Origin of the sequence: Methanococcus voltae (assembly GCF_017875395.1) — an archaeon.
Classification (GTDB): domain Archaea; phylum AGJL01; class Methanococci; order Methanococcales; family Methanococcaceae; genus Methanococcus; species Methanococcus voltae_C.
Map to the genome: position 1 here is coordinate 120,643 of NZ_JAGGMO010000004.1, position 13,557 is coordinate 134,199.

At 28.7% G+C, this 13,557-nt stretch carries 12 protein-coding genes; 5 read left to right on the forward strand and 7 right to left on the reverse strand.

Features of this window, described 5'->3' with window-relative positions; all coding sequences use genetic code 11:
- Positions 1 to 84: 84 nt before the first annotated feature.
- Positions 85 to 813 (reverse strand): HesA/MoeB/ThiF family protein, encoded by a 729-nt coding sequence (locus J2127_RS05695; protein ID WP_209732659.1) that lies wholly within the window; start codon positions 811 to 813, stop codon positions 85 to 87.
- Between the two features lie 95 nt (positions 814 to 908).
- Between J2127_RS05695 and thpR the strand changes: the two genes are divergently transcribed.
- Positions 909 to 1,556: an RNA 2',3'-cyclic phosphodiesterase gene (gene thpR, locus J2127_RS05700; protein WP_245326475.1), complete on the forward strand. Its 648-nt coding sequence runs from the start codon at positions 909 to 911 to the stop codon at positions 1,554 to 1,556.
- 166 nt (positions 1,557 to 1,722) lie between these two features.
- Here thpR and J2127_RS05705 read toward each other — a convergent pair whose 3' ends face one another.
- The 3 genes from J2127_RS05705 to J2127_RS05715 all read right to left on the reverse strand — a co-directional run bounded on the left by J2127_RS05705 (position 1,723) and on the right by J2127_RS05715 (position 4,308).
- Positions 1,723 to 2,145 carry a winged helix-turn-helix transcriptional regulator gene (locus J2127_RS05705; RefSeq protein WP_209732601.1) on the reverse strand — a complete coding sequence of 141 codons (423 nt, stop codon included), beginning with the start codon at positions 2,143 to 2,145 and terminating at the stop codon, positions 1,723 to 1,725.
- A gap of 477 nt (positions 2,146 to 2,622) precedes the next feature.
- Positions 2,623 to 3,381 carry an ABC transporter ATP-binding protein gene (locus J2127_RS05710; RefSeq protein ID WP_209732602.1) on the reverse strand — a complete coding sequence of 253 codons (759 nt, stop codon included), beginning with the start codon at positions 3,379 to 3,381 and terminating at the stop codon, positions 2,623 to 2,625.
- Positions 3,382 to 3,546: 165 nt separating this feature from the next.
- Positions 3,547 to 4,308, reverse strand: coding sequence for an ABC transporter permease (locus J2127_RS05715; RefSeq protein ID WP_209732603.1), 762 nt, complete (start codon positions 4,306 to 4,308; stop codon positions 3,547 to 3,549).
- A gap of 478 nt (positions 4,309 to 4,786) precedes the next feature.
- Here J2127_RS05715 and J2127_RS05720 point away from each other — a divergent pair, with 478 nt between their 5' ends.
- Together J2127_RS05720 and J2127_RS05725 are read left to right on the forward strand one after the other, a co-directional pair.
- Positions 4,787 to 5,635: a PLAT/LH2 domain-containing protein gene (locus tag J2127_RS05720; RefSeq protein WP_209732604.1), complete on the forward strand. Its 849-nt coding sequence runs from the start codon at positions 4,787 to 4,789 to the stop codon at positions 5,633 to 5,635.
- 237 nt (positions 5,636 to 5,872) lie between these two features.
- Positions 5,873 to 6,742: a PLAT/LH2 domain-containing protein gene (locus tag J2127_RS05725; RefSeq protein WP_209732605.1), complete on the forward strand. Its 870-nt coding sequence runs from the start codon at positions 5,873 to 5,875 to the stop codon at positions 6,740 to 6,742.
- Between the two features lie 170 nt (positions 6,743 to 6,912).
- On the opposite strand, the gene J2127_RS05730 is transcribed toward J2127_RS05725, so the two are convergent.
- The 3 genes from J2127_RS05730 to J2127_RS05740 all read right to left on the reverse strand — a co-directional run bounded on the left by J2127_RS05730 (position 6,913) and on the right by J2127_RS05740 (position 9,553).
- On the reverse strand, positions 6,913 to 7,833 hold the full coding sequence (locus J2127_RS05730; protein WP_209732606.1) for a damage-control phosphatase ARMT1 family protein: 921 nt from the start codon (positions 7,831 to 7,833) through the stop codon (positions 6,913 to 6,915).
- Positions 7,834 to 8,120: 287 nt separating this feature from the next.
- Entirely contained in the window at positions 8,121 to 8,828 is a 708-nt protein-coding gene (rpiA, locus tag J2127_RS05735) for a ribose-5-phosphate isomerase RpiA (protein ID WP_209732607.1), read from the reverse strand.
- A 263-nt stretch (positions 8,829 to 9,091) separates the two neighbouring features.
- Entirely contained in the window at positions 9,092 to 9,553 is a 462-nt protein-coding gene (locus tag J2127_RS05740; protein WP_209732608.1) for an FKBP-type peptidyl-prolyl cis-trans isomerase, read from the reverse strand.
- Positions 9,554 to 10,360: 807 nt separating this feature from the next.
- On the opposite strand from J2127_RS05740, the gene mch reads away from it, so the two are divergent.
- A complete protein-coding gene (gene mch, locus J2127_RS05745) occupies positions 10,361 to 11,335 on the forward strand; it encodes a methenyltetrahydromethanopterin cyclohydrolase (RefSeq protein WP_209732609.1) in 975 nt (324 codons plus the stop codon).
- A 308-nt stretch (positions 11,336 to 11,643) separates the two neighbouring features.
- Positions 11,644 to 13,227 (forward strand): Na+/H+ antiporter NhaC family protein, encoded by a 1,584-nt coding sequence (locus J2127_RS05750; protein WP_209732610.1) that lies wholly within the window; start codon positions 11,644 to 11,646, stop codon positions 13,225 to 13,227.
- Positions 13,228 to 13,557 lie beyond the last annotated feature (330 nt).

Consider the following 13,557-nt stretch of genomic DNA (forward strand, 5'->3'; position numbering starts at 1 on the left):
AATAATAAAATACTATTAAAATACTATTAAAATAAGTATAAAATAAGTATAAAATAAGTATAAAAATAAAATAATATTAAAATATTAGTTAGTACCATTGCAACTACAATTTGGATTTTTCTTAATTTTAAATGTCAAAAACTCATTATTTTTTAAATTTACAGATAATAGTTTGTTTTTTAAAGTTTCCCCATATCCTGTGATATATTTTATAGCTTCTCCCACTTGTATGGATCCAATGACACCCGCAGTAAATCCTAAAACTGGTACTTTATCCTTATTTTCTTTTGTTTTAAAGGTACATCGTAAACAAGGAGTTTCCCCCGGTATCATTGTTGTAACTTGTCCGTGCATACCCTCAATTGCGCCATGTACCAATGGTTTATTGTATTTTAAAGCCAAATCATTTAAAATATACCTTGCTTCAAAGTTATCAAGACAATCAATTATTAAATCACTTTCGTTTATAAATTTTAGATTTGAATCTAAATCTTTTTTTTCTAACTTCTGATTAAATGTATTTATTTTTACATTGGCATTTAGCTTTTCTAATTTTTCCTTTGCTGAATCTACTTTTAATTGACCCAAATTAGTTTCATTATGAATTATTTGACGATTAAGGTTTGATAATTCTATATCTTGGTAATCCAATATGTTAATTTCGCCAATACCTGCAGAGGTCAAATATTGCAAAACTATCGAGCCTAAACCACCCGCTCCAATCACTGTAACCTTAGAATTCAGTAATTTGTCTTGTGACTCGCGACCAAATCCATCTAAATTAATTTGTCGAGCATATCTTTCGTAATCCATATTATCCATAATTTCACCGAATTTGAGAATATCAATAATTTATCAAATTTATCAAATGTAAAACGTATCATATATATGTCCTTACACTATATATTATGACTATTAAAGTTATTATACAAGGTTATTACAGTAGTGACTATCGTGATAAAATGAGATGTTTTTTAGCAATCGAATTGGATGAAGAAATCAATTTAAAGATTAATGAATTTAAAAAAGATTTGATAAATGAATTAAATAGTAAAAATGAAAATAATGGTAACAATACGAATAATACGAATAATAAAATAAAATTTGTAGAAGATGAAAATATACATATTACCGTAAAATTTTTAGGAGATATATCAGAAAAACAACTTGAAGATTTAAAAAAGGTTAAACTGAATATTAATAAAAATATAGAAGTAAAAGGTTTGGGAATATTTCCTAATAAATACGAACCAAGGGTTTTATGGATTGGAATTTCTGATTTAGAGGAGGAATTTAAAGAAGTGGACAAAAAATTGTCTAAAATTGGATTTAAAAGGGAATATGGTGTTAATTATACTAAAAAAATAATTGCGCACCTAACTATTGGACGAATTAAAAATATTAACTACGATACTAAGAAATGGATATTGCAACTTGTTAAAAATAATAAATCTCTCGAATTTGGAAGCTGTAATATTAATAAAATTTCTTTGAAGAAAAGTACCTTAACGCCAAATGGGCCAATATATGAAACCATACATGAATACAAAAAATAAGTAATAATTAACTAGTATTTGTTAACTATTGTTATTAATTACTAGTTATTGGTTGTTAATTATTTATTAATTATTATTAATATTATAATTATTAATTATTACGATTAATTATTACTATTATCATTGTATATCATGTATATTCAATTTTATTTAGTATTTGTGCGTATTATTTTAATTGCTCGAGGATAATTGCAGGGCATATTTTTTTAATACCCTTAATAGTGCCCAATTTATTAAATAAGATGTCTGATAGTTCTTTACCATCTTTTGCCCATATTTCTGTCATAATCATGTGATCGCCAGTTGAGGTATACACTTTTTTAATCTCCTCAAACTCGCATAAACTTTGTGCAACAGATAAAAAATCTTCAGGGTTTGTGTCAAAACCAGTTAAAGCAACTACGCCGTATCCAAGTTTTGAGGTATTTATGTTGGTTGTATACCCCTTAATAACCCCTTCATCTTCCATCTTTTTTACTCGCTTTCTAACAGAACTTTCGCTTGTTTTAAGCTTTTTTGCAATTTCGGTAAATGCCATTCTGCCATCATCCATAAGCATATTTAAAATATCCATATCTTTATTATCCAAATTATCACCCAAACCCTGTGGCATATAATTTTCTTGGTAAGATTGAAACAATTATGCCTATATAGACATGTGTTGAACAATTTCTATAAAATAAGTAATAGTAGTATTTAATACATCTCTATTAAACCCATAATTTTTACATAACTATATTACCAAATGTAGTATAAAATATTATGATTATTAGCCATCGACTATTAATCATTTTATAGATTATTAAAATATACCAAATAGTTATTACGATATTGTTTATAATTATCTATTCGCAATTACAAATATGGCATACTTTAAAAAAATATAATTATTAATGTTTAATATAATTATAAAAATTTAACTATTATTTATTACCCTTTATTATTTAAGTATTTAACGGGTCATTTATTTTTTTAGAATAAGTAATAAATTTTACAGAATATTTAATAATTATTGATAGTTGTAAATTAAATATTTAATAATATTTAGTAAATTTAAATATTTTAATTATTTGTAGGATTTTAAAACTTCTTCTTTTAAACTATCGTATATTCTTTTCTTATAATCTAAAAATTCAGAACTAATCCTACTCCTTGGTCTTTCAATATTTATATCGACAATCTCTTTAATTTTACCGGGTCTTGCACTCATAATGACAACTTTGTCCGATAAGTAAATTGCTTCGTCTACGCTGTGAGTTATAAAAAGTATTGTTTTCTTATCTGTTTCCCATATTTTTAAGAGATGATTTTGTAACATGGATCTAGTTTGAGCATCTAATGCACCAAAAGGCTCATCCATAAGTACAATTTGGGGATCATTTGCAAGAGTTCTAGCTATTGCAACTCTTTGTTGCATTCCGCCACTCAATTCGTAAGGGTATGAATTCTCAAAATCTTCTAAACCAATCATTTGTATGTACTTTCTTGCAATAGTTAATCTTTCTTCTTTTGGAATGTTTTTAACTTCAAGACCAAAAGTGATATTTTGTAGCACAGTTCGCCAAGGCATAAGTGTATATTGTTGAAATACCATACCTCGTTCTGCATTTGTGCCTTCTACTTTGTTTCCATTGAATATTATTTCCCCGTCGGATATTGTTTCGAGTCCTGCAACCATTCTTAAAAGTGTTGATTTTCCGCAACCACTAGGGCCTACAATTGATATAAATTCACTTTCACCGATTTCCAAGGAAACGTTATCTACTGCAAGTACTTCATTTTTACCCGTATATCTCTTTGTAACGTTTTTAATTTGCAAAGTCATGAAGTACACCCATTTATTAATTTTCGGTTAATTTGTATATTATTTGTTTTAATTATCTATTTTATAATTGCATTAGTTAGATTAATTATCTTAATTATTTTAATTATCTTATCTATTGTAATTATCTTATTTTTTTATTTTTCTATTATTTTTCTATTAGTTATCTTATTTAACCATGGATTTCCATTTAAATTTCTTATCTTCTATATATCTTAATCCACGGTCTAAAACTATACCTATAATACCAATAACTATCATAGCGGCCACAATAATATCCATTCTACTTAATGAGTATGCGTACATGATTAAATAGCCCAATCCGGAATCGCTCCCGGGCAACATCTCTGCTGCAACCACACACATCCATGCAATACCTGCTCCGACTCTTAAACCTGTTAATATGCTCGGAGAAGCTGCTGGTATGATTACCTTTTTCAAAACGTTAGCTCCTGTACAACCTAACGTTTTTGAAGCCTCTATCAAAATTTTTGGGACTTCTTTTACACCTGCGACGGTATTTATCAATATAGGGAAAAATGCACCTATGAATATGATAAAAATTATTGAAACACCGCCTACACCAAACCAAGCTAAGGTTAAAGGAACCCACGCTAATGGTGGTATTGGTCTTAAAAGTTCTATAAACGTATCAAAAATGTCATTTATGGGCTTGTAATATCCCATCATAATACCCATAGGGACTGCAACTGCAAAAGCTACCAAAAATCCGGTTAAAACTCTTGTAATGCTTATAATTGAGTTATCGATAATTGTACCAGTACCTAACAGAGTCATTGTAGGGTTTAACAATACTGCAATTATTGCTTCCAATCTGGGAATTACAGTTGGTCTTCCCACATAAATTGCAAAAACCTCCCAAGCAACGACTATTAATGCAGGCAATAGTATACCTTTTAAATTCTTCACGAATGACACCTATTTATTATTAAAATTAAATTAAACTAAATTAAATACGATATTAGAATATAATATATGTTTAATTGAATTAAAACTAAATTTAAATGTATTTTAAATAATATAATATGGAATATAGTATATAAAGATTAGACATTAATGGAAAATTTTTGAGATAATTAGTGCGTATACGAAAAATAATAATATAATAATAGACTATAAGAAACATACTAAAAAGAGTAATAAAAAACTTCTTAAGATATATAAATTAGTAATATTTGCCAATATTCAATAATATTTAGTATACGACAGAATATTTTAAAAATAAATCCTGTTCCCCTGTAAATTACAAATTAGCTTGTAAATTAGTTGAATGAATGTAATCATATATTCGAATATCTAATACAATGAATATATACTTAAAGAATTAATTTTAAAATAATATCTATGGTTAGAAAACCATGAACTCAAAAATAATAAAGGGGAGAAAATGGGTGTAAAATATAAAATAAACATAAAAACAGAAGATAGAAGATATGCTGGCACTGATTCAAATGTGTTCTTAAAATTATATGGGGAAAGAGGAATTAGTGAAACCTACAGGTTAAATAAATATATTAAAGGAAACGCTTTTAAAAGAAACGCGACAGACCACGTTGAATTAGATGTTGGACAAGATATTGGGGATATATATAAAATAAAATTATCTACCGACGGTAGATTTGCAGGTTCTGGCTGGTTACCTGACTTTATAACAGTTATAAACGATGGTTCCGATAGGCAAGAAACTAAATTCTTCGTTAATCAATGGCTTGATGGTAACGAAGTTGAGAGAAATGCGGTAAATTACAATAGTGCTTCAGTTGACCCTATTGAACAAAATTCGATATCCGTGGCGGGAGAAACTAAAATATTTGACAATAGGCAAGGTAACGAACCTATAGACTATAGCTTTAGATTTTTAAGTAAGTTTACGACTGAAATAGATTTTTTAGAAAAAACAGCTTCGACTATTTCGACAGGTACTGAAATAAAGGGTTCATTTTTAGATTACTTTGAAATGTGCGTAAAATTAGAAGCTACTGGGGCGGTTGAAAATCAGATTGCGAAAAAAATAGGCACTGAAGAGTTGATTGAAGAAAGCGTAGCTATGACAATCCCTGCAAAGGAAATGATTGAATTAACGCCTTATTGGGTAACAAACTATTATAGGGACATGGTTAGTATGGGCGATAGCTCTATAGAACTACTTGTACCTTATCAAAAGGAATTTGGCGGTTATAAGATAATTAGGATAGATGCTCAAAACAACCAAAATGTTATGGTAAATAAAAGGTAAAAAATAAAAATAAAAAAATAATTTAAAAATAATTTAAAAATATTTTTAAATCTATATTTTTCATACACCTCTATTATATGTTAATTATTTTAATAGATCATACAAAATTATCGGCAAATACACAAATTACTCGTTAATGTACCATATTTATCAATTTAAATCCAATTTAACAAAATAAAAATAAAAATAAAAAAATAATTGAAAATTGAAAAAGTTAAATTGAAAAATGGTGAAAATATGCCGGAAGATGAACATAAAAGATATATTGTCCAAATAAAGACTCAAGACCGTAAATATGCAGGTACTGATTCGAATGTTTTTTTAAAACTATATGGTGACGTTGGAGTAAGTAAAAAATACATATTAAATGAATATTTAGCGGGTAATCCTTTTAAAGAAGGTTCCCTAGTTCAATTGGAATTGAATAACGGTAAGGATATTGGAGATATTTACAAAATAAAATTATCCACAGATGCGACAGTTGGAAATTCAGGATGGTTGCCAGAGTACGTCACTGTTAAGAATAAACATGGAAACAGTGCGGAAAATAAATTTTATATCAATGAGTGGTTAAATGGAAAAGAAATAGAAAGAAACTCGATAAATTACAAAACACTACAAATTCAAATTACGGATGAGCAGTCTTTTTTAATTCCTGGTCAATCTAAAACTATAGACAATAGGGATGGTAGCCAGTATAACCATCAAGAAATTGTTTTTACAAACAAATTCGTATACAATATTGACTATATAGGCAATGAGGTGTCCGGGATAGTCGATACTGAAGAGGATAGATTCAAAAATTTTGAATGGTTCAAACATAGGTTAGAAACTGAAGGTAAGGGTGCTTTGGAAAATCAAATGGGGAAAAAACTGGGATTTGAAGAAACTTTGTACAAAGAAGCGGATTTTTCACATCGTGAATATCAATATGAATTGTATGAATTAACCCCCTATTGGGAAACTAAGTACCATAGACAGCTTATTGAGATGGGTAGTTGTTCATTGAAAGCATTTGTACCATACTCTTGCGAATATTGGGGTTATAAGTTAACAATAACCGATAAAGAAAATAATCAAAAAGTTGAATGGCATAAAAAACCATAATCTCGGGATTAAAATAAAAAATAAGAATAATAAGAATAATAATATTAAAAGTAAAAAATAAAAAAGTAAGAATATAAAAAAGTAAGATATAAAATAATTTAAAAATACTTTTAAATCACATATCTTCTTTTAATTTTCTTTTTTAAATTAATAATTTTAAAATTAATCTTTTAAAAGTTATAAAAGATTGTACCTTTTAATAATACATTTGCACCGACGTGTACGTTGTTATATTCTGCAATAGGCTCACATTTTGCTTTGAATATATAGTATATTGGTTTTGAACTACTATTTTCATTTTTTAATAGCTCATATTCGGTTAAACTCTCGTAGTTACCCATACCTTTTGAAATAACAATGTCAGCGGTTTTAAATTCATTTCTAAACTCTTCGGAAGATTCTTCAAACCTTGTACCAATTACGTCTGTACCGCTGGTTATAACTTTTGTTATGTCAGTAATACCTGCTTCTATGGCATCTTCCATTGTAGCATCGTTTAAAATTGGTTTACCTTTTACTGCAACTGTCACATCTGCATAATTCATCAATTCTTCAACTAATGGTCTATCAAATACTATTTCGCCGGCATTGTCACAGATATATATTATTTTTGACTTTTCATTGCTTTTTTTGTTTTTTAAATCCTCTAAAAGTTCCTTTGAATAGTCAATATCTAAAATTCCTTCTATTGTTTGCTCAACCTTATGTTCGATATTATCTTTAGTCCCATAAGGTCCGAAATCAATTACATTTCCCGCAATTGCTAATTTTGCCTTATTTTGTAACCGTTTTAATTCGTCCCCTTCGTTTACTTCATCGAGAATGGTTTTTGTGAGGTATTGCTTTGCATATACGTTTGCATTTCTCTTTAATTTCTCGTAAGGGTCTTTGGAATTGCTGATGTCTTTTATATGTCTGTGTACATGGGTACCCATCCACGCAGGGACAGCTTCAGCACCATAAACATCGGTTATTTTCTGCATGGTGGATTTTATTAACTCGAATTTCTTGGCGTCGTCGTCCGTTATTTCGTTTATTGCGTCAACTATTTGTCTACTTATACATATTGAGCATGATGGTTTTATTTTCAAAATATCACCTTTATTAATATCAATTTATATTAAATTATATTAAATTATATTAAATTTTAAATAATTCGCTAATTTGGATAAACCCCATTTGTGGTAATATATTATTAGCTAAAAAGATATAATCAATATAATAGTATAAGTGATTTATTATAAAAAAATAAGTTGGAAATTAAAATTTAAAAATAAAATAAAGTAAAAATAAAGTAAAATATAATATAATATAATATTAATATAAAAAATAAAAAAAATTATTCATATTTTATTTAATTAATTAGGTAATTAGTTAATTATTTCTTTAAAACTTTTACTTTTTTAGTGCTGTTACCTACGAGTACTTTGTCACATTTTGAGAAAATACCGTTTTCCACAACTCCCACGATGTTGTTTAACTCTTTTTCCTTTACAGCTGCTTCATCTATTTTTGTAAATACATCGATAATCATGTTTCCATTGTCTGTGATAACTGGACCCATTTTACCGCCTGAAACTCTAATTGAAGGAGCGGTGTTCATTTCTAATAATGTGTTTAAAACTGTTGAGTATGCGAAAGGTAATACTTCTAAAGGTACCGGTGTATTTTCACCTAATGAAGGCACTACTTTACTTTCGTCAACTAAAACTACAAATTCTTTAGCGGAATAATCGATAACTTTTTCCATTGTATGGCAACCGCCACCGCCTTTTATGAGTGCTAAGGTTCCTTCTTCTACTTCATCTGCACCATCTACTGCAAGATCGATTTGACCTGCTTGGTCGAGTGAAACTAATGGTATTCCACATTGACTTGCTAACATTTTAGCGTCAAAGGATGTAGGTACCCCGTAAATGTATAACTCTTCTTCCACTATTCTTTTTCCTAATTCTTTAATAAACATGTTTGCGGTTGAACCGGAACCTAAACCGATAACCATTTCATCTTTAACTAATTTAGACGCTTCTTGTGCTACTTTTAATTTTAAATCATCCTGTGTTTCTGCGGATTTTTTCTTAGCCATTTTTTTCACCGTATTGGAACCAAATAATAAGTTTTAATAAATTTAATAATTTAATAAGTTTAATAAACATAAATATTAATTAAATAATTTTAATAGGTTTGATAATTTTTAATAAATATTTAAAAACAAGATAATCAACTAAACAATAAAAATTAAATTAAATAGTAATTGGTATATTGCTAATTAATTCATAATTGGAAAATTATTAGAAAGTTATATTGTTTAATTGTTTATTCATTTACGTATTTATTCTAATTATTTACTTATTCTACTTCTTCTAATAATTTTATTGTAAATACTAATGTTTCTCCTGCTAATTCAGGGTTGAAATCAATAACAACTTCTTCTTCTGTAACTTCCGCGATAATTGCTGGCGGGTACATTTCTCCCAACATGATGCACATACCTTCTTCAGGTTCAAATTCTGCATTTTCAAACAAATTTCTTGGGATTTTTTCAACTAATTCGTCATTTCTTTGACCGTAAGCTTTTTCAGGTGGTAATGTAACTGTGATTTCTTCACCAACACTGAGGTCTAATACTGCTTCTTCAAAGCCTTGTATCATTTGTCCTTCGCCTACTACAAATTCTAAAGGTTCGTAAGGTCTGTTTTCGTCGTATAAACCTTCTTCTTTTGCTACTGCTTCAATAGAGGTGTCAAATATCCCTCCATCTTCAAATCTACCGATGTAGTCTACTTTTATTCTACTTCCTTTTGAAACCATTTTATCACACATCTCTCGTGTTATGTTTAAATTATGTATTTGTACATATCTTAAATATTCGTATGATAGTAACTAGTGATTATTATAAAATTATGAAATAATAAGTCTAAATTTTTAGAAATATTTTTGAATATTTTTGAATATTTTTGAATACTTTCGAATATTTTTAAAATATTTTAGTACATTATTGTACTTTTTTTAGTACATTTCCATTTTATTTTAAAACATTATTTTAACATTATTTTAAAATAAGTTCACCATAATAAATTCATACACGCTAATTATTTTTATATCTATTGATAAAAAAATTTATAGCTACATTTTGATATACATATTGAAGTTATAAACATATATCCGCATCATTATATTATATATATTTTATTATTTATCAAGAACCTGGGTAAACTCCGTAATTAATATCACTTAACAAAATACCGATTTATGAGCGGTTAATCGTAAAGCTATTAATTATCAAATATATGTTTTATTTTATTTTTTAGTTAGCTATTATTTAGCTATTATTTAGTATTTATTTTATATAGCAAAGTTTTTAAAACAATTTTTTTAAATCAAATCAAAACATATAAAAATTAAAAGAGATTAAACTTTAAAGGAGTAATCTTTACAGATTATTTCTTCGTAAAAAAATCTTTATTATTTAATTTGAATATAATTGTCATAATATAATACAATATAATAGACATATACTATAGAAAACTATAGAAATATACTACAAACTATCAAATATATATTGTAACATAAACGATGTAACAATAAAACAAAACTAATATCGACTAAGGTGAAAAAATGATTAGTGTGAACAGAGCATCATTACCTATCGTTGAAAAAATGATAGAAAATGCCGAAGAAATGAAAATCGATGTTTTAAAATTAGAAAATGGTGCTACAGTTTTAGACTGTGGTGTTAATGTTGACGGTAGCTTCGAAGCTGGTAAATTATTTACAAAAATCTGTTTAGGCGGTGTTGCTCACGTTGGTGTTAGCATTGCTGGAACCTTAGAAAATGGTATAGTATTACCATGTGTAAAAGTTAAAACCTCACAACCTGCAATCGCTACATTAGGCGCTCAAAAAGCTGGATGGAGCATTAAAGTTGGCAAATTCTTTGCTATGGGTTCAGGACCTGCGAGAGCTTTAGCAAAAATGCCAAAAGCTACATACGAAGAAATTGACTATGAAGATGATGCAGATATTGCTATTTTATGTTTAGAAGCTTCAACATTACCAAACGCAGAAGTAGCTGAGTTCGTTGCTGAAAAATGTGGCGTAGCTGTTGATAAAGTATACTTATTAGTAGCTCCTACTTCATCATTAGTTGGTGCTATCCAAATCAGCGGTAGAGTTGTAGAAAACGGTACATACAAAATGTTAGAAGCTTTACACTTTGATGTAAGAAAAGTTAAATTTGCAGCAGGTATTGCACCAGTAGCTCCTATTGTAGGAGACGACATGAAAATGATGGGTGCTACAAACGATATGGTTTTATACGGCGGTAGAACATACTACTACATTGAAAGTGATGAAAGTGATGATGTAGAAGCTTTATGTAAAGCTTTACCTTCATGTTCAGCTGAAACATACGGAAAACCATTCTTAGAAGTATTCAAAGAAGCAGAATACGACTTCTACAAAATCGACAAAGGAATGTTCGCTCCTGCAGTTGTTACAATCAACGACATGAGAACCGGCAAATTAGTAACAGCTGGTAAAATGAACCCTGAAGTTGTTAAAAAATCATTAAAATACACAGAATTAGAATAATTGATAAAATAATAAATATAATTAATTTCTTTTCTTTTTTCTTTTTTTAGTAGATTATTTTAAATCAAAAATTATAAAAATATAGTATAATAAAATTAGTTATGTATTAATTTAAACAATTTTAAAGTTTAATACTATTATGATATATAATAATCTGATATATAATCGAATATATACTCGAATATAGGGTTATATTTAAATTAAAAGCTTAATTAAACGTTAAATTCATTAATTCACAGTAATGAATTAAAAAGTTTTATATAGTTTGTATACAAACGTTTTTAAAATTACTTATTTGGAGGTAAACAATGGATTTTGGACTATTATCGTTAGTTCCGCCTATTGTGGCGATTGGATTAGCACTTTTGACTAAGAGGGTATACACATCCTTATTTTTAGGTATTGTGGCAGGTTCCTTAATATTTAATATGAGTAACTTAGGTAACATTCCTATGCACTTAATTGATAGCTTTTTAGGTAGTATTGAAATTATGTCAATTACAGGCGTTTCTTCATTTACCGAAGCTGGTAACTTATGGAATTTGTTAATTTTGTTGTTTTTATTTATGTTAGGTTCTTTGATAGCTTTGATTACCAGAGCAGGAGGAGCCCTCGCTTATGGAAATTGGGCAGCACAAAAAATTAAATCAAAAGAGGGAGCATGCGTTTCCACATCAATTTTAGGTTTATTGTTGTTCATTGACGATTACTTTAACTGTTTAACTGTAGGTACAGTTATGAAACCAGTTACCGACAAATTTAACATTTCAAGGGCTAAATTAGCTTACATTATTGACTCAACTGCTGCACCTGTATGTATTCTTATGCCTGTTTCAAGCTGGTTTGCTGCTGTTTTGGGTAACTTAAAAGATGCAGGTGTAGGTAGTGACGCTTTAGCACATATGACACCTTCAGATGTGTTTATGTCAGCGATTGCTTACAACTCATACGCAATAGTTGCTTTATTCATGGTTTTAGTAATAATATCAAAATTAAAATGGGATTTTGGACCTATGAAAGACCACGAGAAAGTTGCAGAAGAAACTGGTGATTTATTCCACGGTAATGTAGACAAAGCTTCAGCAGAATCAGAAATTGAACCATTAGGAAACGGAAAAGTAAGTTACTTAGTAATTCCAATATTAGTTTTAATTGTTTCAATCGTGTCAGCTATGCTTGTTTCAGGTGGAATATTAGGTGGTGCAAGTTTATTTGATGCTATTACCAGTATTGATGCTTCATGGGGTTTATTCTGGGGTGGATTATTATCATTAATCTTCACTACAGTTTACTTCATAGCTACAAAAGCTGTTCCAGTTAATGAGATTGCTAAATTATGGGGAAAAGGTGCAAAATTGATGATACCTGCTGTAAGTATCTTAATTTTGGCTTGGACCTTAGGTTCAATCATTAAAGGAGATTTGAACACTGGTGTGTTCCTTGCATCCGTAATTCAGGGTTCAATACCTGTTGAAATAATCCCTGCATTATTATTTGCAATTTCAGGATTTATGGCATTTGCTACCGGTACATCCTGGGGTACTTTTGGTATAGTATTACCTATTGCAGTTCCTATTGCCGTAAGCTTAGGCAATATAGAATTAGTTGTTCCATTCGTAGCAGCTACATTGGGTGGTGCAATATACGGTGACCACTCATCCCCTATTTCAGATACAACAATTATGAGTTCCGCAGGTGCTGGTACAAACCACGTTGACCACGTTAACACACAGTTGCCATACACAACTTTAATCGGTATGTGCGCATTCTTCGGTTACTTGATAGTTGGTTACACAGTTAGCATGGGCTACTGGGTTTCAGTACTCTTAAACTTAGGATTTGTAGGTTTAGCAGTTGTAGGACTCTCTTACTTACTCCATAAAAGATTATAATACATATAATCTTTTTAATTCCAATTATAATTTTTTTTTATTGTTTATTTATTGTTTATTTCGTATTTTTTTATTGTTTTTTTATTGTTTATTTATTGTTTATTTCGTATTTTTTTATTGTTTTTTTATTTCGTATTTATTTTTTCACACACTATTAATTATTTTTCTTTTATTATTACTCCAAAATAATCCCCACTAAATTAGTTAGTAATTAATATATAGCAAAAAATTCAATAAATATAATAATATATGGATTAAAAAAACGGCGTATAAATTAGATTGATACATACAGATATTTATTTACGACATAATACAAAATTATGAAAATGG